Source organism: Stenotrophomonas sp. 610A2 (assembly GCF_030549615.1).
In the GTDB taxonomy this organism is placed as follows: Bacteria; Pseudomonadota; Gammaproteobacteria; order Xanthomonadales; family Xanthomonadaceae; genus Stenotrophomonas; species Stenotrophomonas pigmentata.
This window is the reverse complement of record NZ_CP130832.1, coordinates 3728443-3754300: the sequence shown is the minus strand read 5'-3', so window position 1 is coordinate 3754300 and position 25858 is coordinate 3728443. Positions and strand designations below refer to the sequence as shown.

The 25858-nt window shown below is 63.4% G+C and carries 12 protein-coding genes; 7 read left to right on the top strand and 5 right to left on the bottom strand.

Features of this window, described 5'->3' with window-relative positions:
• Positions 1-48: 48 nt before the first annotated feature.
• A complete protein-coding gene (locus Q5Z11_RS16680) occupies positions 49-1152 on the top strand; it encodes a serine hydrolase domain-containing protein (protein WP_303747428.1) in 1104 nt (367 codons plus the stop codon).
• Here Q5Z11_RS16680 and Q5Z11_RS16675 read toward each other — a convergent pair.
• Positions 1082-2743, bottom strand: coding sequence for a winged helix-turn-helix domain-containing protein (locus tag Q5Z11_RS16675; protein ID WP_303747427.1), 1662 nt, complete (start codon positions 2741-2743; stop codon positions 1082-1084). The two genes, Q5Z11_RS16680 and Q5Z11_RS16675, sit on opposite strands and share 71 nt — an antisense overlap.
• Positions 2744-3776: 1033 nt before the next feature.
• Between Q5Z11_RS16675 and Q5Z11_RS16670 the strand changes: the two genes are divergently transcribed.
• Together Q5Z11_RS16670 and Q5Z11_RS16665 are read left to right on the top strand one after the other, a co-directional pair.
• The gene (locus tag Q5Z11_RS16670; RefSeq protein ID WP_303747426.1) at positions 3777-14888 is read left to right on the top strand and encodes an SdrD B-like domain-containing protein; all 11112 of its coding nucleotides are present in this window, start codon (positions 3777-3779) and stop codon (positions 14886-14888) included.
• Positions 14889-14898: 10 nt separating this feature from the next.
• Entirely contained in the window at positions 14899-15912 is a 1014-nt protein-coding gene (locus tag Q5Z11_RS16665) for an OmpA family protein (protein ID WP_303747425.1), read from the top strand.
• Between the two features lie 110 nt (positions 15913-16022).
• Here Q5Z11_RS16665 and Q5Z11_RS16660 read toward each other — a convergent pair whose 3' ends face one another.
• The 4 genes from Q5Z11_RS16660 to Q5Z11_RS16645 all read right to left on the bottom strand — a co-directional run bounded on the left by Q5Z11_RS16660 (position 16023) and on the right by Q5Z11_RS16645 (position 20720).
• Positions 16023-17099 carry a serine hydrolase domain-containing protein gene (locus Q5Z11_RS16660; RefSeq protein WP_303747424.1) on the bottom strand — a complete coding sequence of 359 codons (1077 nt, stop codon included), beginning with the start codon at positions 17097-17099 and terminating at the stop codon, positions 16023-16025.
• Between the two features lie 100 nt (positions 17100-17199).
• Positions 17200-18012, bottom strand: a complete 813-nt coding sequence (locus Q5Z11_RS16655) for an alpha/beta fold hydrolase (RefSeq protein ID WP_303750074.1) — start codon at positions 18010-18012, stop codon at positions 17200-17202.
• Positions 18013-18248: 236 nt separating this feature from the next.
• A complete protein-coding gene (locus Q5Z11_RS16650; RefSeq protein WP_303747423.1) occupies positions 18249-19481 on the bottom strand; it encodes an MFS transporter in 1233 nt (410 codons plus the stop codon).
• Positions 19482-19514: 33 nt separating this feature from the next.
• Positions 19515-20720, bottom strand: a complete 1206-nt coding sequence (locus Q5Z11_RS16645) for an MFS transporter (protein WP_303747422.1) — start codon at positions 20718-20720, stop codon at positions 19515-19517.
• Positions 20721-20855: 135 nt separating this feature from the next.
• Between Q5Z11_RS16645 and Q5Z11_RS16640 the strand changes: the two genes are divergently transcribed.
• The 4 genes from Q5Z11_RS16640 (at position 20856) to Q5Z11_RS16625 (ending at position 25822) form a co-directional block, all read left to right on the top strand.
• A complete protein-coding gene (locus tag Q5Z11_RS16640; protein WP_303747421.1) occupies positions 20856-21440 on the top strand; it encodes a TetR/AcrR family transcriptional regulator in 585 nt (194 codons plus the stop codon).
• 228 nt (positions 21441-21668) lie between these two features.
• Positions 21669-22190 (top strand): sigma-70 family RNA polymerase sigma factor, encoded by a 522-nt coding sequence (locus Q5Z11_RS16635; RefSeq protein WP_303747420.1) that lies wholly within the window; start codon positions 21669-21671, stop codon positions 22188-22190.
• A gap of 3 nt (positions 22191-22193) precedes the next feature.
• Positions 22194-23162, top strand: a complete 969-nt coding sequence (locus Q5Z11_RS16630; RefSeq protein WP_303747419.1) for a FecR domain-containing protein — start codon at positions 22194-22196, stop codon at positions 23160-23162.
• Positions 23163-23299: 137 nt separating this feature from the next.
• Positions 23300-25822, top strand: a complete 2523-nt coding sequence (locus Q5Z11_RS16625; RefSeq protein ID WP_303747418.1) for a TonB-dependent siderophore receptor — start codon at positions 23300-23302, stop codon at positions 25820-25822.
• The last annotated feature ends 36 nt before the right edge of the window (positions 25823-25858 follow it).

Here is a 25858-nt window from a genome sequence, read left to right as displayed (position 1 = left end):
TCATCCAAGCGAATGTTCGGCTGTGCGCTCCACACATGGAGCACCCCAATGTCACTGTTGATCCGCCTTCCTTTGTTCGCCGCCCTGTTGCTTGCGTCAGGCTCGGCCGCCTCAGCCCCGCCCGCCAGCGATGATTGGCCCATCGCCGACCCGGCCAGCCACGGACTGGACGCCGGCAAGCTCAGCGCCCTGGATGCCGCGATCAAGGGCGGGCAGGCACCCGATACCACCAGCGTGCTGGTGGTGCATCGCGGGGCGCTGGTCCACGAGGCCTACTTCAATGGCGCTGACCGCAGCAGCCTGCACAACACCCGTTCGCTGACCAAGAGCGTGACCGCGATGCTGGTGGGCGCTGCCATCGACCGCGGCATGATCAGCGGGGTGAAGGCGCCGGTGCTGGGCTTCTTCCCGGAGCGGACGCCCGCGCACCCCGGTGCGTTCAAGAGCGCGATCACGCTCGAAGACCTGCTGACGATGAGCGCGCAGTGGGAATGCGACGACAACAATGAGTACTCGGCCGGGCACGAAGAGCGCATGTATGTCAGCGCCGACTGGACCGGCTTCACCCTTGACCTGCCCGAGCGTGGCTATGCGCCATGGACCAAGCGGCCGGCCGATAGTCCGCACGGGCGTGCCTTCGCCTACTGCACCGCCAACTCCTTCCTGCTCGGGGCGATTGTCGAACGTGCCAGCCATATGCCCTTGCAGCGCTTCGCTGCCGAGGCCTTGGAGCATCCACTTGGAATTGAAGCGTCGGTCTGGAACCGTTCGTCCGAAGGCGTTGGCATGGGCGGTGGTGGCACCGAATACCGTAGTCGCGACCTGGCCAAGCTGGGGCAATTGCTGATAGACAATGGCCGCTGGAAAGGTCATCAGGTACTGCCCGCTGCGTGGACGCAGGCGATGACCCAGGTCGCGGCACAGACTCCATTCGATGCTGACTACGGCTATCAGATCTGGCGTTTCCCATTCACCGCAGGCGGCAAGCCCGTGCATGCCTGGGCGATGTCCGGCAATGGTGGCAATGCGGTGTTCGTGGTGCCGGAGAAGCAACTCGTGGTCGTGGTCACGCGCACCCGCTTCAACCAGCGCGGGATGCACCAGGAGACCCAGAAGCTGCTGCAGGACTACATCCTAAACGCGTTGCCGTAACCGCCTGGGCATCGGCTGGCAGCTGACCGGATGCGATGAGCCGTGCCCGGTCGGCGGCCACCGCTGTATCGATGGCCTGCAGTACCTGTGCGTAGCCTGGATCGCTGCGAAGCTCGGCCAGCAATGGTGAGACCCGCAGATAGCTGCCATTGCGATAGCCTGCCGCAACCGCCGCCTGCAGTGCCGCCAGCGCGGCATCGCCGTCGCCGGCCAGCTCGGCCAGCATCGCGGCATCGATGCCATCCTGCGCATCGCTGCCCTTGCCGAGCCCCGAACGCAGCTCAAGCGAGCGGGCCAGCAACTCGGGCGCTGTTGGCTTTGCTTCCGCCGCCACGATCCATGCCATTGTCATTGGCAGGCTGGCATGTGGCTTGAGCGCGCGTGCCTGCCGCGCCGCGTTGCGCGCTGCGTCGAGGTCGCCGCGCTGCAGTGCCAGTTCGGCGGCGAGCAGATACAGCTGGGCGTGTTCGGTGCCGCGCGCGATTGCTTCGTCCATTGCCGCCTGTGCTTCAGCGCTGCGGCCGTGATCGTGGAGGAACTCCGGCCAGGCGATGTTGGAAAAGACGTTGTCCGGGTACAACTGGAAGCTGCGTTTATAACGGGCTTCCGCGGCCGCGGTGTAGCCGAGCAGGTCGAGGTTGGAGGCGACCTGCAGCTCCCAGAAGCGCACCCGTTCGGGATGGCGCACCGCCATGTTGGCTGCGAGCGCGTCGCTCAAACGTCCTTGACGTGCATACAGGTAGGCCGCCGACGCACGGCTGGAATCGGCACTCGGATCGATCTGCACGGCGCGCTCGTAGCCAGCCAGCGCGGCCTGGATCTGGCCTCGGCAATCGTGGCTGTAGGCAAGCGCTGCAAAGGCGGCAGCCGAGCTCGGTTGGCGGGCGATCACGGCTTCGGCGAGAGCCTGGGCCTGCTCGGCATCTTCGCTGCTGCCGTTGTACAGACAGGTGCGGGCGGCGAGGGCGCGGGCAACCCCGAGTTTTGCCGCCACATCGTCCGGCGCTTCCTGCAGGCGTTGGCGGTACAAGGCCATGGCGCGTTCGTTGTTTTCACGCTGACCGATGCCCGCGTAATAGTCGGCGCGCTGCAGCAGTGGTGAAGTCGCTGGCGCGGCGGGGGCAGGCCAGCGCCACCAGACCAGACCGGCAGCAGCTGCAAGCAGGGCAATGCCCGCAGTGATCGCGATGCGACGCTGTCTTGTAGCTGTCGGAGCGGATGCGGTTGGCTGCGTGGATGCCGCCAGCGCATCCTCAATCACCGGCTCGCTGCACAGCTGGTAGCCCTGGCCGCGCACGGAGCGCAAGTAGCGCGCCTGCCTGCCGTCGTCGCCCAAGGCCTGGCGCAGCAGGCGCACGCGTTGGGTCACCGTTTCCTCGTTGACGATTGCCGGTGCCCAGATGTTGGCGATCAGGGCATCAAAGCCGACTACGCGGGTACCTTGGGTAAGCAGGTAATGCAGCAGCCGGAAGCTGAGCCCGGTGACATCCAATACCTGACCGTCATCGCGCACCACGCGTTGCCGCGCTACGTCGATACGCAGGTCATCGAGGCGGTAGTGCAGGGGCGTACCGGGCTGGGGGTCAGACATGTGAACTGTATTGTCTCGAGCGGGGCAGCTGACGCGGCAGCAAAAAGTCGGGGAGGATTGGCTTTGCGATGGAAGCCAGCCATTCCGGTGCGCTGCCATCTGCGTTGGTCACGCCAGCGCGCAGTATTGCAGCTGCCATGGGCAGTGCAAGGACGGTGGGCGCGGCGGGACGGAGGCTGCTGGGGACATCCATGGTGGCCAAGATTAACAGGCGAAACCCGAGCGGGAGAGGGCGTGCACTCCGTCCTTCCAAGCTATTGAAGCTTGGCATGCGCCCTGGAGGGGAGGTTGCCTGCGGGGGCGCCGGGCAATCATGGCGCGCGCAAATGAAGGATCGATGCGATGGCTGCACCCGACGATCCGCGCAGAAAGGAAAGCCTCCGCGACGGAAACCGGGAGTTGCGTGCTGACAGCAATGCTTCCAAGGAAAGATCTGGTCGAAGGCGTCAGCTGCGACGAGCCGCAACAGCTCAAACAATGCCGGTATCACAGGTGAGAACGGCTGGTTGTGATGCCGATGCTTGGTCGCATTGCTATGAGTCGCTTGTTGAGGTCTCTGGTTTGTTTGTCTCCATCCAAACAGCTTGTTGATTTGCAGGACGATGCTGCGTGTCATTGAGTAAATAGCTGTAGGCATTTGCATCTCAACCCATGGTGCCAGTGCGTTGTTGGGTTCCCCAGTTCCTGCGAGAGCGTTGGTTCTTCAATTCGAAGTTTCAGTAATGAAACTGAAAAGAACTGCGAGTCGGGATTGCCCGCGCGCGTTTTTCTCGCCTATCCAAATTGCACGGCAAATCTGCGTGTATTCAGCAAAATAAAAGCCATTTATTTTGACATTCGCTTCACATATCCACATGCACCGTTCGTTGCAGGGGCATTCATGTTGCTTGGAGTTGTGAGAAGGCGACATCGCGCATCGCGATGATCGCTTCGCGCTGTGGATCGTTGTAGATCAATGCTGACTTTTTGCGCTGTTGCATGGGAGTGATGGGCAGCGCCTTCCTTCGTGTATTGGGTGTTCTGGAGAGGTGCGATGTCGCAGTTGCTTGTGGCGGTTGCTCCGGTACGGCCTGATGGTGCTGCGCGCCGTTGGGGAAAACATCTTCTTGGTTCGATGCTCCTGTTGTTGCTGCTGGCTTGGGCGCCGCTGGCTGCGGCGGCGAATCTTGGGATCAACACTTTCTCCGAGGTTGCCGACCCGGTGCCCGCAGGCGGCATCATCGAATACAGGTTGACCTTCTCCAATGGCGGCCCTGAAGCAGTGCCGGATGCAGTTGTTGCATTCGATCTTCCGGCGGGAACCACTGCGGTAAACCTGCCGCCGTACTGCAGCGTCGATGCCGTCGTCAGCACGCGTGTGGTCTGCACCATTCTGCAGACGCTCGATAATGGCGATTCGTTTGATATCGACCTGCAAGTGAGCACCGCCGGGCTAGGGCCGGGTACCGTTGATATCGTCGCTGCGGTGGGGCGGCAACCTGCGCCAGCCGCGGGCACGCCGCTTGCCAGTCTGCAAGCAACTGATCCGTTCTTTGCCGGTGATTCCAATGCCGGCGATAACATCGCAACACAGAACACGACCCTGACCCAGTCCGGCGATCTGAGCATGGCCAAGAGTGCCACGCCCGATCCTGTTGTCGCCGGCGGTGAAGTGACTTACACCATCAGCGTCACCAATAACGGCCCGAGCATCTCGACCGATTTCAACGTCGCCGACACCTTGCCGAGCGGTGTCAGTTTCGTGCCGGGCAGTGCGCAGGCCGTTGCTGGCAGTTGGACTTTCAATAACCAGAACGGAACCCATGCCGGCGCGCTCGGCGTGGGCCAGACTGCAACCTATACATTCAGGGGCAAGGTCGACGTCGCCAGTGGCAGCGTGGTCAATACCGCCACCGTCAACGCGGTTGGTACGCCTGACCCGAACAACGGCAACAACACCGATGATGCCGCCGTAAGCATTGCGGCGGGCGCCGACCTCGCGATCGACAAGACCGCGGCACCCATCCCTGCGCTGCCCGGTGAAATGATCACGTTCACGGTGACGGTGACCAACAACGGCCCGAGCCCAGCCGAAAACGTGAGCTGGACCGATCCGATGCCGCCCGGCTTCCTGATCGAAAGCAGCACCAGTGCGCCTGGCTGGAGTTGCGCAAGTAATGGCGCGAACACGGTGCATGACTGCTCCTTGCCCGCACCGGCTACGTTGGCAGTAGGCGCCAGTGCAACGTTCACCATAGTTGCCCGCGTGCCGCTGACGGGTCCGGGCAGCAGTGGGCCGGTGGCCAACACCGCAACCGTCAGCGGCAGCCTGCCCGACGCCAACACCGCCAACAACGACAGCACCGCGAACTTCACCGTGCTGCCGAACGGTGCCGACCTGAGCCTTGGCAAGACCAAGGCGCCGCAGTTGGTGCCGACCTGGCCTGGTCCGGGCCAGCCTCCGGCCGGCAGTGGCTACATCATCACCTCCACGATCAACGTCACCAACCAGGGCCCGGCATCCGCGCTGAGCGACGTGCAGGTGATTGATACGCTGGCGATCGGCGAAGAGTACGTCCCGTCCAACACCACACCCTGGACCTGTACGGCGACGCCTTACGTTGCCGGCACGCAGCAGGTGGTCACCTGCGACCTAAACCCGGACCAATACCCGCTGGCGATGGGCCAAAGTGCTGCGCCGCTGCGGTTGCAGAGCTTTGCCCATCCCGAGGCCGAAGGTTCCACGCTGACCAATACCGCCTGCACCGGAGGAAGCGGCAACTCGCTCGAGCCGGGCACCGGCAGCGGCCTTGGCGATCCGAACAGCAGCAACGATTGCAACGGCGCCGGCATCATGCCCTCGCCATTGCGCGCCGACCTGAGCATCGTCAAGCGTACCAATGGCGTTGGGACGGCCGACAACACCTTGCCGATCGGCTACACCGGCATGAGCTACACCATCACCGTGAGCAACGCCGGCCCGGATGCCACCACCGGTGTGGTGGTTGAGGACACGCTGCCGGGCTTCCTGGCCGGGCGCACCACCGCCACCGTGCAGGCACCGGCCAACTGGAACTGCTCGGTCAGTGCGTCGGGTGGCCTGCATTGCGAGTCCGGGGCTACGCCACTGCCGGCCAATACCCCGACCGATATCGTGGTCACCCTCACTGGTCCCTTGGCGGATAGCGCCTCGCGGCCTGCGGCAACCTGCGGTGCCACCACCGCACCGGCAGGCTCCTGGTGCAATACCGCGGGCGCCGGCATTGATCCGTCGGTGCCAGGTGCTGCGGGCGAGGTGAACCCGGGCAACAACACCGGCTCGGACTATGTGCGGGTGCCGCGCGTGTCCAATGTGAAAACCGAAGCCAAGACCATCACCACCGGCACCACCGGCAGTGTTGGCGTGGACAGCATCTACCGCATCGAGTACCTCAACGAGGGACCATCATTGGCCCCGGGCGTGGTGTTCCGTGACGTGATCAACCTGCGCGCCGATGACCCGGGCTTCACCCTGGTCAACGACACCCGCAGCGGTGGTGGCAGCACCGTGTGTGTCCCGTCAGTCACTGGCGGCGTCACGGTATCGCCGGGTACCGGTGGCCTGCTCAATGTCACCTCGAATGGTGCCGCGGCCGGTACGCTGGTCCTGACCTGCACACCGCTGGATATCCCGGGTGGCCAGCAACACACGATGACCGTCCAGATCCGGCCGTTGGACGATCCAATCGCCGGTGGTCCATTGCGCGTGTATACCAATACCGCCGACTTCTTCTTTGATCGCGATGGGGACGGCACACCGGATCCCAGCGGTGGCAACGATGCCAATGGTGATTTCGAATACAACACCATTGCTACCCCGGCGGACGACGAGAAAACGGCGACCCTCACCGTGGCGGACGGTGACGTGGATCTGGTGGTGAACAAGGAGGACACCGGATTCACCGGTGGTGTTGATCCCTTGCCCTACGACCCGAACGATCCCAATGGCAACTTCATTACCTATCAGATAAGCGTGCAGAACCTGGGGCCGTCGGTTGCCAGCAGCGTCACCATCACCGACACCATTACCCCGGAAGCGAACAAGACGGTGCAGTTCCTGGGCTCATCGCCATCGCCGACCGGGCCGTTCTCGATGCTCAGATGCCCGATGACCTCGGGTAGCAATCCAAGTACCGGCAGCCCGATTACGGTAGCGTGTGAAGTGCCAGGTGCAGGCTTCCCGGGTAGCGATGCCAACGGGGTGATCGCAAACGGTGCCACCTCGGTCCTGTACCTGCGCTATCAGTACCTGTCGCAGCCCGGTGCCGGCGGCGATGTGATCAACAATGTAGCGGTGGCGAGCTCCGCGGAACCGGAGCGCAACCCGGCAAACAACACCGAGGGCGAGACCACCACCATCCGCAGCAAGGTCGACCTCCTCATCAGCAAACGCGCCGTATCCAGGCTCACGCCACCGGATCCTGATCCCAGCGTTGCGCTACCACCGATCTTGAGCACGGTATCGATACGCGAGCCGTTCTTCTGGGTGTTCGATGTGCAGAACAATGGCCCGGGCAACAGCTTGTCGCGCGACCGCACAGGCACCAGCCCGCTCAATGGCACCGGTACGGTGATCACCGACACCTTGCCCCCGAACATGGTGGTTACCGGCACGCCGATCAGCTGGCGCAAGATCGGGCCGGACATTGCCAGCTTGCCGGATGACCAGCCCAACGGCACGGGCAGTTGCAGCCAGAACGGGCAGAACGTCATCTGCAACGTGGGCGACGTGACTTCCGAGGGCTCCAATCACGGGCGCGTGCGGGTGATCATCCCGGTGCGTTGGGATGTGCTCCCCCCCGGTGGCAATGCGATCAATACGGTGTCCGTAGGCACCGAGCAGGTCGACACCGATGCAGGCAACAACACCGCCACCGCGCCGATCAATGTCACCGCGTCCACGCTGGCCGGTACCGTGTTCCAGGATCGTGACCGTAGTGGTGGCAACGGCGGCGTTCCGCAGGCTGCCGCAGTGGAGCCGCGTATCGCCAATGTAAGTCTGACGCTGACCGGCACCGACGAATATGGCAATGCGGTCAGCCTGAACACCACCACCGATGCCAATGGCGACTACAGCTTCGGCGATCTTTCACCGTCGAATGCCAGTGGTTACAACATCGTCCAGACCCAGCCGCTGGGCTTTGCCAATGGCCCGGTGGATCCGCCGACCAGCGGACCTTTGGCGCCGTCGCTTGGTGGCACCTATGCGGCTGGCACACCGAACTCCAGTTACAGCGCCATTCCGGTGCCGGTCAACAGCAATGGCGTGCGCTACAACTTCCCCGAGTTCAACAACGCGCGGCTCGCGGGCTTCGTGTACGTGGATGCGGACTTCAACAACCTGCGCACCGTCGGCAGCGACCCGGCGATTGCCGGCGCAACCGTCGAGCTGCTCGATGCCGTCACCTCGGCCGTGGAGCGGACCACCACCACCGACGCGACGGGCGCCTATCAGTTCATCGATCTCGACCCCGCCCGCAGCTACACGCTGCGCCAACCGTTGCCTGCGGGCGCCTACCGCAATCGCGCAACGGCGGTGAATCCCGGCACCATCAATGGTGCGGCGTGCCCGAGTGGCTGCGTGCCCGGCACCGCTGTGGCCGGCGATCCGTCTACCACCGATCGCATCAGCCAGATCGACCTCAGCCTCGGCATAGGTGCCAGCGAAGGCTTGAACTTCAACTTCGGCGAGGAACCGGTTGGCAGTTCGCTGGCCGGCAAGGTCTGGTTGGATGCCAACAACAACGGTCTCATCGACAACGGCGAAACCGGTATCGCCGGGGTCGACATCCAACTCAGCGGCACCGATCGCGACAACAGGACGGTGGCACTGAGCCAATCGACCGACGCCAATGGTGCCTATCTGTTCGCCGGCCTGGTGCCGGGCACCTATACCGTCACCGAGCCCGACCAGCCCGCCAATACCCGCAACGGCATCACGGTTGCCGGCAGCACCGGCGGTAGCGCTACAGCGGTCAGCGTCACCCCGTCGGTGATCAGTGCCATCGTGCTGGATCTTGATGAGGCAAGCATCGACAACAATTTCGGTGAGATCGCCAGTTCGTCGATTGCCGGCCGCGTGTACTACGACAACAACAAGAACGGCACCATCGACGCGGGCGAGTCCGGCATTGCCAATGTCACCCTGCAACTCACGGGCACCGACGACCAGGCAGCGTCAGTGGCGCCGATCAGCGTGGTCACCGATGCCAACGGTGCCTATCTGTTCGACAACCTGCGCCCGGGCACCTACACGGTGACCGAGCCGACCCAGCCACCGGATACCACCAACGGCATCACCACGCCTGGCACCGTCAACGGTACGCCGATGGGGCTTGCCACTCCGGTATCCACGGTGCCGTCGGCAATCAGTGCGATCACCCTGACCTTGGGTCAGATATCGATCGAACAGAACTTCGGTGAGGTAGCCGATACACCGGATCTTGTGGTCAGCAAGAGCGCGCAGCCGACGCGTTTCACCGTCAATAATGCAGCCACTTACAGCGTGCGTGTGCGCAATATCGGTCCGCAGCCGACTGTGGGCAGCTATCAGGTGGATGACCGCTTGCCCACGGGTGTAACGCTGGCCGCGACCCCGAGTGGCAACGCCTGGAGCTGCACAGGAGCGCCAGGCGCCGACCGCTTCAGCTGCACCAGCAGTACGGTGCTGGCCAGTGGTGCGACTTCAGCCGACGCCATCACCGTGAGTGTGGCCGTCAGTGCTGCCGCCGCGGCGGCGTCGCCGATCCACAACGCAGTGATCGTGCGCGGTGGTGGTGAAGACGCCGACCACGCACCATCACCCGCCGAGCAGGGGGCCTTTGATGGCGACATCACCCAGCTGCCGCTCTGTGATCCGGCAATCACTCAGAATGCCTGCCGCTTGATGACCGAGGTGCAGGATGCAGCGTCGTTGTCGGGCACGGTCTGGTTCGACATCGGCAGTGATGATGCGCTGCTCGATGCCGGCGACGTACGCCTGCCGAACTGGACCGTGGAGCTGTATGACCCGGCCAGCAACCAGGTCATCCGTACCGCCAGCACCGGTACCGATGGCAGCTACCGCTTCAACGATCTGCTGCCGGGCACGCGCTATGAAGTACGCTTCCGGCATCCACAGAGCGGTGTGCTGTGGGGCTTCCCGGTAACCGGCGAGACCGCTGCCGGGCCTCCTGCACCGTGCAACTCCGGCAACGCGATCAACAACGGCACCAGCAGCACCTGTCGGGTTGACGGCGACGGCATTACCCAGCTGGAAGTGGTGTTGCGCGCAGGCGAGAACCTGCCGCAGCAGAGCCTGCCGGTGGACCCGAGCGGCGTGGTCTACGACGCGGTGACCCGCAACCCGGTGCAGGGCGCGATCGTGACCCTGGCGCCGGTCGGCATGTGCACGGGTTACGACCCGGCCACCGGCGTGCTCAATGGCGGGCAGGGCGGCTACAGCATCAGCGGCAACCAGATCTCGATGACGGTCGGCAGCGATGGCTACTACCAGTTCCTGCTGGGGCCGGCCGCGCCCAGCCGCTGCGAGTTCCAGCTGACGGTGACGCCACCGGCTGGCTATACCTTCCGTTCGGCGATCATTCCGGCCGAAGCCAGCAGTCTGTCACCCCCAGGCATATCGGGCACCACCTTCAAGGTGCAGCCGCAGGCGACCGCGCCGACCGCACCGGTTGGCACTGGCACGCAGTATTTCCTGGGCCTGTTTGCCGGTTCGGCCACTGCCAGCATCATCCACAACCACCTGCCGCTGGATCCAGCGGTAGCGCCGGGCCTGGTGATCAGCAAGACCGGTGACAAGCAGGTCGTCGAGATCGGCGACACCATGCTGTACACCATCAGCATCCGCCAGACAGCCGGTGAGCCGCTGCAGACGGTCAACGTCATCGACAACCTGCCGCCGGGCTTCACCTATATCAACGGCACGGCGCGGGTGGACGGCGGCGGCATTGCCGACCCGTTCGGCAAGCCGGGCCCGCGGCTGGTGTTCAATGTTGGCAGCATCAGCCTGGGCCAGCAGAAGCTGCTGACCTACCGCGTACGCATAGGCGTGGGTGCGATGCAGGGTGACGGCATCAATCGCGCGCAGGCGCACGGCTGCTCCACCGCAGGTGGCTGCGTTGATCCGGGCACCTTGTATCCGTATCCGGGCGGAGTGACCTCCAACCCGGCGCAGTACCGGGTGCGGGTGACGGGTGGCGTGTTCACCGACGAAGCGTGCGTGCTCGGCAAGATCTATGTGGACAGCAACAACAACCACCTGCAGGACCGCGAGGAGATCGGAATCCCGGGCGTGCGCCTGTATTTCAACGACGGCACCTGGATGGTGTCCGATTCGGAAGGCAAGTACAGCTACTGCGGCTTGCCACCGAAGAGCCATACGCTGAAGGTGGATGCCAGCACGCTGCCGCGCGGCTCGCGCCTGATCACCAGCAGCAACCGTAACCTTGGTGATGCCGACAGCCTGTTCATCGATTTGAAGAACGGCGAGCTGCACCGTGCCGACTTCATCGAAGGCAGCGGCTCCAACGAAGTGCTGGAGCAGGTCAAGGCTCGGCGTACGCAGGGCGAGGTTGGCGCGCCGGAAACCGAGCTGCCGGGTCTGCCGCTGAGCTTCCAGGCACAGCCGCTGCGCGCACCGATTGGTGCAACCGATTCGGCAAACCAGATGCCGGGCATCGTTGCCCCGCGCGGTACCGAGCGGCTGACACCTGCACAACGCGAAGCCGGTAACTCGGTGGTGCAGGGCGGCGTCAACGCGGCTGCAGTCACCGCCGAGGGCGGTCCGCCGACAGCTGTGGTCGCAGGCGGTGTGCAGGTCGGCGCAAGTGCCGGCGAGGTTGCGACGTTGGCAGACAGCCATCGCTTCGACGGAGCCTTGAGCGCCAGCACCGTTGCCAACCCGCAGTCGCTGGGTTCAACCGATGGGCAACCGCAGACGATCAACCTGCAATCTGGCGCCGTCGATTACAGCGTCAATTCGGATGTGGATACGCTGCGGGTGGACGTGGATCGCGATGGCGTGCCCGCTGATGGACAGTCGCCGGTACATGTGCGTGTGCAGCTGCTGGGCGCCGATGGCAAGCTGTTGCCGGGCAAGCGTTTCGCAACCATCGAATACAGCGGTGGCCGGGTGCGCTTGATCGGCGGCCGTACCGATGAGCTCGGGCCGGGACGTCTGGATGCCGATCGCGGCACGCCGGGTATCCAGCTGCCGGTGGAAAACGGTAGCGCCGAGTTCGATCTGCTGGCGCCTGACGTGCCGCAGGACGTGCTGGTGCGCATCACCTCGGGCGGCGTCACCGCCGAGAACACGATCAGCTTCCTGCCGGAAATGCGCGAGCTGCTGGCGACCGGCCTGGTCGAAGGCATCGTCAACTTCCGCAACGGCGCGACCCTGGACACGGCACGCCGTGATGATGGCTTTGACCGTGACATTCGTCGCTGGGAACGCAACTTCAACAGCGGCAAGGCCAACGCAGCCGCCCGCACCGCCTTCTTCGTCAAGGGCAAGATCAAGGGCGAGTACCTGCTCACCGCCGCCTATGACTCGGACAAGGAAGTGCGTGGCCGCTTGCTGCGTGACATCCAGCCGGAAGAGTTCTATCCGGTCTACGGCGACTCCTCCCTGCGTGGCTTCGATGCACGCTCGGCCGAACGGCTGTACGTGCGCGTCGACAAGAACCGTAGCTACATAATGTATGGCGACTTCCAGACCGGTGACACGCTGACCACGCAGACGGGCATCAGCGCCAGCGGCAAGGCGGTGATGCGCAGCCTCGGCACCTATAACCGCACCGCGACCGGCTTTGGCTGGCATTTCGAAGGCAAGCGCGTGCGCGGCAATGTGTTCGCCATGGAAGATTCATTGCGGCAGGTGATCGATGAGTTCCCCAGCCAGGGCAGCGGCCCGTATGCGCTGCGCAACAGCGCCGTGCTGGAAGGCAGCGAGCGGGTGGAGGTGATCACCCGCGACCGCAACCAGCCAAGCCGCATCATCAATGTGCGCGGTTTGGGGCGGCTGATCGACTACAGCTTCGAGCCGTTCTCCGGGCGCATCCTGCTGAACAGCTTCCTGCCTGCGTTCGACAGTGAGTTGAACCCGATTTCACTGCGGGTGACCTACGAGCTGGATCAGGGCACGGAGAAGTTCTGGGTGTACGGCGTGGATGCGCAGTTCCGGGTCAACAAATACGTCGAAGCCGGCGCGTCGTATGTAAAGGATGAGAATCCCTTCGCCGCGTTCGAGATGGGCAGCGCCAACCTGGGCTTCCGCTTCGGTGCCAACACCTGGATGGTGCTGGAAGCCGCGCGCACCGAAAGTGAGGTCAACACCAACTCCATCAACCAGTACGCAACGCCTGGGCTGCAGAACCTCAGCGGCGACATTGCTGGCAATGCGTATCGGCTGGAGTTCGCCCATGATGGCAAGACCTTCGATGCACGCTTGTTTGCCGGTCGCAGTGATCCGGCGTTCAACAACCCGTCTTCGCCGCTGTATGGCGGGCGCGGTGAGTACGACCTGGAGTTGAACTGGACGGTCAACGAGCGCTTCCAGATCTATGTGGAAGCAATGCGCAGCGAGGACCGCAACCCGGATGGCGGCGACCGCGATGCAGCCGGTGCAGGTGTACGCATCGATGCAACCAAGCGGCTGACGCTGGATCTGGGGGTACGCAGCATCCGCGAGACCATTGGTGCCTACTCGCCGTGGTCATCGCTGGCGCCGTTCGGCAGTACTGGTGGTCTCAGTGGTGGCTTCGCCACCGGTGCAGCCGGTGGTGCCTTGGGTTATGGCCAGCAGCCGCTGGATCCCTTGACCGGCCTGCCGATCATCCGCAGCGGCGGCACCGTGCCTACCAGCAGCCTGCCTGTCGGCACCAAGCTGGAGTCGGACAGCGTGCATGTTGGTGCCGGTTACAAAGTCACCGACAAGCTGGTGCTGGGCGCCGAGTACGAACAGGACGTCAATGGCGAAGACCGCAACCGCGTCGCCGTGGGCGCCGACTACCAACTGCGCGAGCGTAATCGCCTGTATGGCCGTTACGAGAAGCAGACCGGCCTGACCAGCGCCTATGGCATCACCACCACCGACCGCGAAAGTGATGCGCTGGTGTTTGGTGTCGACAGCACCTACCTCAAGGACACCCAGGTGTTCAGTGAGTACCGCCTGCGTGATGCCATTGCCGGGCGAGATGTGCAGATGGCATCGGGTATCCGCAACGACTGGAGCGTGCGCGAAGGCCTGCGTCTTAGCACTGCCGCCGAGCACGTCAAGATCTACGACGGCGACAGCGGCGATTCCACCGCATTGGCGTTGGGGCTGGACTACAGCGCGAACCCGCTGTGGCGTGGTGCGATGCGGCTGGAGTACCGCATCTCCGGCGATGTGGACAGCACGCCAGCCACCAACGAGGAGTTCAACACCACGCTGTTCCAGCTGATGTGGGCCCGCAAGCTCAACCGTGACTGGACGCTGCTTGCGCGCAACTACCTGCTTGCCACCGACTACAAATCGCGCGGTGATGTGATGCAGGACCGCTTCCAGCTCGGTGTTGCCTATCGCGATACCGACCGGAACCGGATCAACGCGTTGGCCCGCTACGAATACAAGCTGGAGTCGGACAAGAGCGGCATGGGTATTGATGGTGCCTCGCTGCAGGAGATGGGGCAGGACATCCGCACTGCGGCGCACATTGTCTCCACCCATGCCGACTGGCATCCGTCGCGGCCGTGGTGGCTCACTGGCCGCATCGCCGCCAAGTGGCAGAAGGACCGCTTCGCCTACAACGACGGGACGCGGGTGGATGACAGCTTCCGCGGCGTACTGCTGTCTGGACGCATTGTCTACGACATCACCGAGAACTGGGATGTAGGCGTGCTCGGCACCACCTTCCGCGGCGACTACGGCAGCAATCAATACGCCTATGGTCTGGAGATTGGGCGGCTGCTGCGGCAGAACCTGTGGCTGTCGGCCGGCTATAACTTCGTGGGTTTCGAAGCCGATCCGGATCTGGCCGGCTACGAGTACACCGACGAAGGTGCCTTCATCCGCCTGCGTTTCAAATTCGACGAAGATATTTTCCGTCGCGACGACAACCGCTACCGCAAGCCGGCGCAGCATTGAGGACCCTGACATGACACTTCGTCGCACGCGACTGATGATGGGAATACTGCTGGGCATCGCCTGCACGGCACCGTTGGCGGCACAGCAGCAGGATGCCGGTCAACGGACCGAATTGTTGCCGCAGAAGGCGCGCATCACCGACGAGGCGCTGTATGCGGATCACTCCCGCTATCAGGCTACGCAGGACAGGATCCAGGCACTCAACGATGGCGGCCGCCCGGTTCGTGATTACCACCTGTCCAAGGCGCAATGCTGGCTGGACGTGTCCTTCCACGAGTACAGCCGTAATGACCGCAGCGATTTTCCACAACTGGCGCTGGATGAGTCGGTCAAGCTGATCGACGGCATGGAGCGGGGCGTGTCACCGCTGCCAACGGATACCCCGTTGGTGAACGATGCGCGTTATTTGCGCGAGGACCTGTGGAAGCGTCTGCGCGTCATCCTTGGAACCCCGGGGTTTGAGTGCGCGCAGCAGGCGGTGGCTTGTGGCGAAGTGGAGCTGGTGCATGCTGGCAACGAGTTCAACCAGCAGCAATGGCGGCACTCAAAGCCATACATCCAGATTGCAGAAGACCTGACCAACGACGCCGAGGCGCTGGCCAGGCAGTGCGTCGTTGAACTGGCGGTTGTCCCGCCGCAGGAAGCAGTGCTTACCGCCAACGTGGTGTTTGATTTCGACAAGGACAGGCAACGGAACATCCGTGCCGAGTCGCTGCGTGGGTTGGATGATGTTCTACGCCGCGTCGGCGAAGAGAAGCGGACCATCACTGGCGTGCAGCTGGTCGGTCATGCCGATCGTCTGAAGGGGCCGACGGATCAATACAACCAAGGCCTTTCAGAACGCCGTGCACAGACCGTGCGTCAGCTTCTGATCAGCAGAGGGATTGCCGCGGACTCGATCAACTACGAATGGCGCGGTGACAGCGAGCAGGTGCAAGCCTGCGACGGCATGAGCGGAGCGAAGCTGCGGGAGTGCCTGTTGCCCAATCGGCGGGTGGAGGTGAGGTTCAGTACGACGCGGTGAGTTCTGGGAAAGCCGGGCAAAACCTGGGCAAAACCGGGGTCAGAGTGGGGTTTCGGAACGAAACCCCACTCTGACCCCGGTTTTGCCCAGGTTTTGACCCAGCTTTTCGCCTACTTGATAGCCGGAAACACCGCCTCACGGCCGTAGACAAGATCAACGATCGCTTCCAGAAATACGTTGGTCGGAATGCGTTCCCCATTGGTGGAGTACGCAATCGCCACATCATCCTCGGGGTTGTAGATGACGCGCGAATGAGAGCCGAGGACGTCTCCACCATGACCGAGGAAGTGGTCATCTCCGTACGTGAACTCAGCCAGCCCTAGTCCCCAGCCGCTGCCGCCAAACTTTGGCTGCATCTGTTGCAACGTCTCCTTGTGCACGAGCTTGTATTCGAACAGGCCGGAGATCAGTAAATTCAGATCATGTGTGGTGGCTGCGATATCACCGACACCGATTACGTTGGAGTAATCGATGTCCTTGATCTCCCGCCATTCTCCGGAGAAGGCATAGGACTTGAAGGTGTTGCCTGGATGGGAGCCCGTGGAAGCGAAGTTCCGCAGGCCGAGCGGTGCTGCGATTTCCTGCGCGACGATGTCATGGTAGGCACGCCCATGGACTTGTTCGATGATCATGCGCAGCAGGAAGTAGGCTGAGTTGGAGTAGGCAACGCGCTGACCCGGCTCGAATGCAATACCTTGAGTCGCTATCTCTTCCAGGATCTGATCCTGAGTCTGCGGATCAACTACCCAGACCTCACCATTCCTGATCGCGAAGTTCCCAAGACCACTTGTATGTCCCAGCAGGTTGGCGATGCTTATTTTCTGCGCTGATGGCATAGCGGGGAAATAGCTGGACAGGCTGTCATCCAGGCTCAATCTCCCGTCCTCGATCAGCTTGGACGCGAGGATTGCGGTGACCATCTTGGTCACTGACGCTATCTGGTATTTGCTGTCCGCATCACGGGTAACACCGGGGAGGTTCTGCTGCCCGAAGCTCCTGGCATAGATCTCGCGACCGCCCTTGAAAATGGACACGCTACCGATGCCGCCGTTGTTGCTCTCGATACGATCGAGGAAGGTATCAAGGCGTTTTGCCTGGATTGGTTGCGATGTCACCGGTGCAGAAGAAACGCCTTGTGAGAGCGCAAGTACGGGGATACATAGCAGGATGGTGAGCAGTCTCTTCATCGTTTTTCGGGTATCCATGGAAGGTGCGAGCAAAACCGGGGTCAGAGTCGGGTTTCGTTTCGAAACCCGACTCTGACCCCGGTTTTGCTCCGGTTTGGCTTCAGTCAGCAATGTCCTTGATCGCGTCCGCTACCGCAGCCGGATTCTCGCGATGGATGTTGTGGCCAGTGGCGAAATAGCGATGGGTGCCGCGGGAGAAGCCTGAGAACAATGCAGCGTGCTGCGCCTTCCACAGTGACTTTCCCATAGCCGTTTCCTCGAAGACGAACGGCTCATCGGCAATCTGGGTGGCGGTGAGCAAGGCAACCGGTAGATCCGGCATGGTGTGCGGTGTATGCACGTCGGCGGCATCGAGCTGGGAGATCAGTGTTCGATAGTCGGCCGCCATCGTCGGCGGTAGCATGCCCAGCAGCGTTGCGTCGTCGGCGAGTACGCGGCTTGCATCAGCCTGTTTGAACGCGTGTCGCTGGTTGATCGTCGCCGGATCGACGAGGACAAGCGCGCGCAACTGCTGCGGATGGCGACGAGCGAACTCGGTGGCAAGCAGCCCTCCGTACGAATGCCCAACCAGCACTATCTTCTGTCCCTTGCCCAGATCATCGATAACGCCGCCAAGGTCGATGAGGTGGGCATCAATATCCTTGGTCTTGCCATCGCTGCTCGATTTGCCAAGCCCGGCACGGGAGTAGGTGATGCTGCGATAGCCAGGGCCCAGCGCTGCGATCACCTCTTTCCATACGTCCTTGTCCTGGCCGAAGCCCGACTCGAACACCACGGTGACAGGCCCTGTTCCGGACTGCTCGGCACTCAGCAGGTAATTGCCGCGGTTTACCGTTGCGTCGCTTGCCTGGGCTGTTGCGGCAGTCATCATCAGTGCCGCCAAAGCCCACACCTTCAATCTGCCTGTGCGCATTCGTTGTCCCCTGCAAGCTGTGTTGGGTTGGCTGGTCATACTGGAAGGACGAGCCGCCGATCGTTCGTCGATGCAGTGCCGCCTTCATTCGGTGTGTTGATACTATAGTTAGGTATAACACCATGCATCCCTGTCGAAAGTCATGTGGGAAGCCGGGGAAACCGGGGTGGGAAACCGGGGTCAGAGTGGGGTTTCGGAACGAAACCCCACTCTGACCCCGGTTTCCCCGGCTAGCCTCAACAGCGTCGACCGCAAACCATCGAAGCGATGCACAACAGCAGAGCGGTCGCTGCAAGCACTGCCGTAGCCGACAGATTCCCGCCCAGGCCAGCCTGGTCGAGCAGACGACCTCCTGCCCATGCGCCCAGCGCTATGCCGACATTGAAGGCGCCCACGTACAGCGCGCTGTTCACTTCTATGGCTAAACCGGGGTCAGAGTCGGGTTTCGGAACGAAACCCGACTCTGACCCCGGTTTTGCTGCTGCCTGCATCATCCAGGTCATCAGTCCAACCGATACACCGCCGTAGGCTAGGCCCCATAGCAGGAGCAGCAGGCCTCCGTGCAGGGGCGCATCGCCGACGGAGAGAAGCAGGATCGAGGTGGCAAGCAGGCCTGCTGCAATGGTGATCACCGCTGCCGATACATTGCGCGGGGCAATCAGACCGACCAGGAAGTTGCCGACGATGCCGGCGATGCCATAGGCCAGCAGCAGGCCGCCAATCCAGGCGGTGTCCACTCCCGAGACCAGTTCCAGCAGCGGTCGCACGTAAGTGAACGCCGCGAAGTGACCGGTAACCAGCAATAGCGTCAAACCCAGCCCGAGCAACACCTGGCGATTGCGCAGTTGCCCCGCGAAATGACGCAGCTGTATCGATGCGATGACGGGAAGCGAAGGAATCACCGCAACATGCAGCAGCAACACCAGCGTGCTCAGCAATGCCATGCCGGCGAATGCCTGACGCCATCCAAACAATTCACCGATCCACGCGCCCAGCGGCACGCCCAGCACCGAGGCTGCTGCAACGCCACCAAAAATGATGGCGGTGGCCAATCCCACGCGTTGCGCGACGACCAGTCGTATCGCCAAACCGCCTGCAATCGCCCAGATCCCGCCCATGCACACGCCAACCAGCAACCTGGCTGCAAGCATCCACGCCATGTTCGGCGCCAGTGCGGATGCGGCATTGGCCACTACCAGCAGCATCAGCAAACCGCACAGGATCCTGCGTCGGTTGATACCGCCGGCGGCGATCACCACCATCGGTGCGAACAGTGCCGCCAGCAACGCTGGCGCGGAGATCAGCAGGCCTGCATTGCCGGCGCTGATAGCAAGATCCTGGGCAATTGGAGTGAGCAGGCCGACCGGCAACATTTCCGTGGTCACAACCGAGAAGGTCGCAAGCGCGACAGCTACAACTGCCAGCCACGGATGGGCCACGGCCGTTGCCGTGGAAGAGTGGGTTTGCATGATGAGTTCCAGATTGAAAAGGTCGGTCTGCCGTCAGCAGGCGTTGGTGGATTGCTGCAGGCAGGGATGCAGGCGTCGGGCAGCGCAGATCGACAACAGCAGCACCGCTGCACCAGCGACTGCGCTCACGGCGAAGCCCGCCTCGGCACCTGCAGCGTCCACGCGTTGCCCGGTTGCTGCGGCGCCGAGCGCAACGCCAACATTCAGTCCGGCCAGCAGCCAGGTCATGCCTTCGGTGAGCTGCTGCGGCGGCACGCTGCGCTCGACCAGCGACATCACCACGATCATCGTGGGCGCAAAGAACACGCCAGCCAGCAACACGCTTGTTGCGAGCGTGGACAGGCTCGTTACCAACAGCAAGGGCAGGGTGGTAAGTGCTGTCGCCGCGCCCCCCAGAAGCAGCAGTTGATGCAGGGGCGCTTTCAGTTTCAGCGCGCCGAACGCCAGCCCAGCCGCACAGGAACCTACTGCGTAGGCAGACAGTACGAGACTGGCGGCAAAGGGTTGACCGTGCTGTTCGGCGAAGGCCACGCTGGTGATGTCTATGGTGCCAACGATCACGCCCATTGCCACCATCAGCAGTGCAAGCAGTCGCACCTCGGTGATTGCGATCACCGATTGGGAAACGCTGTTTGCAGGAAGCGCATCGGGCTGCGGCTGGGTTGTCCGCTGCAAGGCAAGCATTGCTGTGCCAATCGCCAGCAGCACCGCGGCACACAGCACGCCGGCCTGCGGGCACAAGGCAACGCACAAGCCAATAGCCAAAGGCGGCCCTGCGATGAAACTCACCTCATCAAGTACCGTTTCCAGCGAGTACGCCGTCTGCAACTGCGCTTGCCCACGGTAAAGGGCGGTCCAACGGGCCCTGATCATCGCCGACATACTCGGCATGCATCCGGCCAGCACAGCCCCGGCGAACAGCAACCAATCCGGTGCCTGCCAATGGCTGGCGAGGACGATCAGCAGCATGCCCACAGCACTTGCCGCCGATGCCAGCGGCAAGACCTTTGCCTGGCCATGGCGATCGACCCAGCGCGAGACGCGCGGCGATGCCAGCGCATAGCTCAGGACGAAGGTCGCCGACACCGCGCCGGCCAAGGCATAGCTGCCGCGCAGCTGTGCCAACAAGGTGATGATGCCGATACCGGTCATCGGCAGTGGCAGGCGAGCCAGCAGCCCGGCGAGGGTGAAGGCGGCGGAGCCGGGTGCAGAAAAGAGCGTGCGGTAGGCGCTGGCCATTGGGGGTCTCCAAAAGGCTGCGGCTTGCCAAGGCAGAGGCAGGCCGCAACAATACATACGAGGTGTATGTAAAAAGCCTACATACATACGCAGTGAATGTAAATAAACGTACGATTCGTATGAAAGGAGTCCGCTTTGGTCCGTCGTACCCGCGTTGAAATGGAGGCCACCCGCGCCTCATTGCTGGCCACAGCCCGTCGAGTGTTCGCCGAACGCGGCTATGCGGATACATCGATGGACGATCTCACCGCCCAGGCCGGCCTGACCCGTGGCGCGCTGTATCACCATTTCGGCGACAAGAAAGGCTTGCTGGCAGCCGTGGTCGAGCAGATCGATGCAGAGACGGATGCCCGGCTGCAGGCCATCAGCAACGCCGCCACCGATCCCTGGCTGGGCTTCCAGCAGCGCTGCCGCGCCTACCTGGACATGGTGCTGGAGCCGGAAATCCAGCGCATCGTCCTGCGTGACGCGCGTGCGGTGCTGGGCGGAGCGACGCTGGATTCGCAGCGGCATTGCGTGGATTCGATGCAGCGACTGATCGAAGACCTCGTTCGCCAGGGCGTAATCGACGAGGTGGATGCGCAGGCCCTGGCATCGCTGATCTACGGCAGCCTTGCCGAGGCGGCGTTCTGGATCGCCGAAGGTACGGACGGCGACGTGCGGCTGCGCAAATGCACGGGCGCATTGGAGCTGATGCTGCGCGGGTTGACCCAGCGATAGAGGGTTGCGTTCGGCTGTGCGGGCGCTGGCAAGCAGAAGTGGCTCAGGCCAGCTGTCCTCGCGGCACTCCGATGCGGCAATGATTGAGGCCGGATCTACGCCCCGAAGAACGTCTGCTGGTCAGCAGCGGCGATTTGCGCCAAGTCCTTGGCTTGTCCATAATGCGAACCATTCTCATTAACGGAACGGCCTCGTCACAGAGGAATTCCGTGTGCCGGGCAGGGGTCCGTGGCTGCAATCGAGTTCACCGCACATCGACAGATTGAAAGCCTGTATGCCGACCATCATGGCTGGCTGAGCAGTTGGCTTCGGCGTCGGCTGGGCAATGCCGCCGATGCTGCCGATCTCGCCCAGGACGCCTTCGTACGCCTGCTGACGCGGCCGGTGCCGCTGGCCAGCGCGCCACAGGCGCGCCAGTACCTGCGAACGATGGCCAACGGCATGTGCATCGACCTGTGGCGGCGGCGCGAGGTGGAGGAGGCGTGGCTGGACGCCCTGGCCGCGCATCCAGAAGCAGTGGAGCCGTCCGCCGAGGACCGCGCCATCGTCATCGAAACCCTGTGCAGGGTCAGTGCGATGTTGGAGCGCTTGCCGGAAAAGGTTGCCTCTGCCTTTGTGCTGTCGCAGCTGCATGGCCTGCGCTATCGCGAGATCGCCGAGCGCCTGCAGGTGTCCGAGCGCATGGTGAAGAAATACATGGCGCGGGCAATGTTGCATTGTGTGCTGCTCGAAGCCGGCAACGGTTGCTGAGGCATGCCATCGCCTTCCGCCGCTGCCGATCACGCCGCGCTGGAGCAGGCTGCCTGGTGGTACGCCACCCTGCTTGATGCCGAGGACGATGCCGAGCAGCAGGCACGCTGGCGGCAATGGCTGCAGGAACCCAGCCATGCCCGCGCCTGGGCGCAGGTGGAAGCGGTCAGCCGCCAGTTCGCGCCCCTGCGCGGCGAGCATCAGCGCGGGGCAGCCGATGCGGGTCTGAAGGCGGCGCGTCGGGTGAGCAGCAGCCGTCGTCGCGTTTTGTCGGGGCTGGCATCGTTGGCCACGCTTGGCGTCATCGGTTGGCAATACCCGCGCATCCGCCACGAATGGTCGGCGCGCACCGCGGACTACCGCACCGCTACCGGCGAGATCCGCGACACCGGCCTCGCCGACGGCAGCCGTGTCTGGCTTGCCCCTGGCAGTGCGCTGGACGTGGACTACAGCCCCGAGCTGCGTCGCTTGCAGCTGCATGAAGGCGAGATCCTTGTGCAGACCGCAGCCGACGCGCGGCGCGGCTTCGTGGTCGAAACCGCCGTGGCCCGGCTGCGTGCGCTGGGCACGCGCTTCAACGTGCGTCTGCAGGCGCAGGCGCTGCACTTGGCCGTGCTTGAAGGCGCGGTGAAGGTAAGCGCGGCGGGTCTGGTCAGCGTGGTCGAGGCCGGGCAACGGCTGCGCGTCGATGCTGCCGGCATCGGCCCGACGCAATTCGCCGACCCGGGCATCGATGCATGGACTCGCGGCATCCTGATGGCCGACCAGATGCCGCTTGCCGAACTGGTTGCCGAGCTGTCGCGTTACCGGCCCGGCCATCTGGGCGTTGCGCCGGAGATCGCCGGCTTGCCAGTAGCAGGCGTGTTCCCGCTGCATGACCCGGATGCTGCCCTGGCCATGCTCGAACGCAGCCTGCCGGTGCGCGTAAGCCGCAGCTTGCCGTGGTGGACGACGCTGCAACCGCGGCACTGATACCGGCTGCGGCGGCGTGCTGATGCCGGGGCGAGCCGGGGACGATTTTTTTTCAGAAAGTGGTTCCCCTTTTTCCGCCCTCGTCCGATCAACAGGGAAAGCACTCCATTTCCTGTCCCCACGTTCGAGAAAAATCCATGCATCGCCTCCATCACTCCCTGGCGCCGATCCGCCGACAGCTGACACTGGCGGTCTGCCTTGGCCTTGCCGTCGCCACCCTCGCCCCGCAGCAGGCAAGCGCGCAGCAGGCCTCGACCAGCCTGCAGCAGGCCAGGTCGTACGCGATCCCGGCCGGGCCGCTGACCAGCACGCTGAACCGCTTCGCGGGCGAGGCGGGCATCTTCCTGTCTGCCGCCGGCGAACTGACCGCTGGCAAGCGCAGTCCGGGGTTGAACGGCAGCTACAGCGTGCCGCAAGCGTTGGATGCGCTGCTGGAAGGCAGCGAACTGGACTGGCGTATCGAAGGTGACCGCGTCACTCTGCAGCGGCGTGCAGCCGCGCCTGCTGGCAGCACCGCCGCACCGGCAGCCACCGCTTCGCCGCAGACCTCGACGCTGGCAGCGCTGCAGGTCAACGGCACCTACCTGGCCCGCAACAGCACCGCCACCGGCTTGAACCTGGACCTGCGCGAAACCCCGCAGTCGGTCAGCGTGATCACCTCGGCGATGATGGAAGACCGCAGGATCGAGAACCTGGCCGACATCGTCGAGCACACCACCGGCCTGTCGATCAGCCGCTACGAAAGCAACCGCGGCAGCATGTTCTCGCGCGGCTCCAAGATCGAGAGCTACCTGATCGACGGCGTGCCCACCACCATCGACGAGCAGTGGAGCGCCGGCGAGATCCTCAGCAATACCGCCATCTACGATCGCGCCGAGGTGCTGCGCGGCTCTGACGGCCTGATGGTCGGCACCGGCAGCCCATCGGCGGTGATCAACCTGATCCGCAAGAAGGCCGACAGCCGTGAGTTCACCGGCAATGCCGCCGTCGAGTACGCCCGCTGGGACAAGCGCGGCGTGACCGTCGACCTTGGCGGGCCGCTGTCGCCCAGTGGCTCTACCCGCATGCGCGTGGCTGCCGACTACGACGAGGGCGACAGCCACATCGACCGCCTGCGCAACCGCAGCCATGTGGTGTACGCCACGCTAGAACAGGACATCGGCGACAACACGCTGATCGCGGCCGGCATCAGCCAGCAGGACAACCATACCGACAGCCCGAGCTGGGGCGGTGCGCCTGCCTGGGCGCTGGGCGCCGATGACAAGGTCGAGCGCATCAGTGGCTTGCATCGCGGCCTCAACACTTCGCCGGACTGGTCGTACTGGGACAGCAGCTACCGCAACTGGTTCATCGATGCCGAGCACAGTTTCAACGCCGACTGGAAGGCCAGCGTGCGCGTCAGTCGTGGCCAGCGTGAATCCGAATCCAGGCTGGCGCTGTTCTATCCGTACCCGATCGACCCGAGCAACGGCAAATCGGTGATGGCGATGGAGCTGATGCCGGGCTTCGTCTACAAGTTCCCGGTACCTGGCTATGCGGGTGTCTATTGGGTGGATAGCGACAAGGATGCCGCCAGTGCACGCGTCGATGGCGGCTTCGACCTGTTCGGTCGTCACCACGAAGTACTGGTCGGCTACGACCATTGGAAGGAGCGGGTAGTGGCCGACGGTGCGCCGGGCAGTGTCACCATCGCCACCACGCCGAACGTCTACGACTACAACGGCAGCGCACCGTTGCCGAGCTTCATCGCCCGCCAGAACTACAACAAGCGCGAGGTCACGCAGAACGCGGTGTACGCGGTGGGTCGCTTCTCGCTGGCCGATCCGCTCAAGCTGATCCTCGGCGCGCGCATGATCGATTACAAGGTAGTCGACCTGAAGACGCCGGCCAACAGCTATTCGCTGGACAACGAAGTCGTGCCCTATGCAGGGTTGGTCTACGACATCAATCGCCAGCTCTCCGCTTATGCCAGCTACACCAGCGTGTTCCAACCGCAGAACTACCGCGATGCAGGCAACCGCCTGCTGTCGCCGATCGAAGGCAATACCTACGAAGTCGGCTTGAAGAGCGCCTTCCTGGATGGCCGCCTCAGCGCCACGCTGGCGCTGTATCGCATGCAGCAGGAGAACGTCGCCAAGTACGCCGGGCAGGTGCCGGAAGATCCGTCCAACCCAAGCGGCCCGATGCGCTCGAGCTATGTCGGTATCGACGGCACGGTCAGCAAGGGCTTTGAAGCCGAAGTGGTCGGCGAGATCCTCGAAGGCTGGCAGCTCAGCGCCGGCTACAGCCGCTTCAAGGCTGAGCAGGCCAATGGCAGCGATGTGAACACAGTGATCCCGCGCAAGCAGTTCAACCTGTTCACCAGCTACCAGCTGCAGGGCGCATTGCAGGGGCTGACCGTGGGCGGCGGCGTGCGTTGGCAGAGCAGCACCTTTGCCTGGCAGCCGGCGGCCCAGGCGCTGGGCATTCCGGCATTGGAACAGCCGTCCTACGCCGTCGTCGACCTGATGGCGCGTTATCAGTTCAGCCCGCAATGGTCGGCGCAGCTCAACATCGGCAATGCGTTGAACAAGGCCTACTTCGCGCCGACCGATGACGGCATGCAGTTGTTCTGGCAGGCGCCGCGCAACGCCACCGTCAACGTCCGCTATACGTTCTGACTGCGCACCGCCATCCGGCAGAGGTGCCGGATGGCG

Bases quoted from the DNA above. Each gene is read 5' to 3' on its own strand.
- Q5Z11_RS16645 (WP_303747422.1), bottom strand. From the start codon at position 20,720: ATGGCCAGCGCCTACCGCACGCTCTTTTCTGCACCCGGCTCCGCCGCC.
- Q5Z11_RS16665 (WP_303747425.1), top strand. From the start codon at position 14,899: ATGACACTTCGTCGCACGCGACTGATGATGGGAATACTGCTGGGCATC.
- Q5Z11_RS16675 (WP_303747427.1), bottom strand. From the start codon at position 2,743: ATGTCTGACCCCCAGCCCGGTACGCCCCTGCACTACCGCCTCGATGAC.
- Q5Z11_RS16660 (WP_303747424.1), bottom strand. From the start codon at position 17,099: ATGAAGAGACTGCTCACCATCCTGCTATGTATCCCCGTACTTGCGCTC.
- Q5Z11_RS16655 (WP_303750074.1), bottom strand. From the start codon at position 18,012: ATGCGCACAGGCAGATTGAAGGTGTGGGCTTTGGCGGCACTGATGATG.
- Q5Z11_RS16680 (WP_303747428.1), top strand. From the start codon at position 49: ATGTCACTGTTGATCCGCCTTCCTTTGTTCGCCGCCCTGTTGCTTGCG.
- Q5Z11_RS16625 (WP_303747418.1), top strand. From the start codon at position 23,300: ATGCATCGCCTCCATCACTCCCTGGCGCCGATCCGCCGACAGCTGACA.
- Q5Z11_RS16650 (WP_303747423.1), bottom strand. From the start codon at position 19,481: ATGCAAACCCACTCTTCCACGGCAACGGCCGTGGCCCATCCGTGGCTG.
- Q5Z11_RS16670 (WP_303747426.1), top strand. From the start codon at position 3,777: ATGTCGCAGTTGCTTGTGGCGGTTGCTCCGGTACGGCCTGATGGTGCT.
- Q5Z11_RS16630 (WP_303747419.1), top strand. From the start codon at position 22,194: ATGCCATCGCCTTCCGCCGCTGCCGATCACGCCGCGCTGGAGCAGGCT.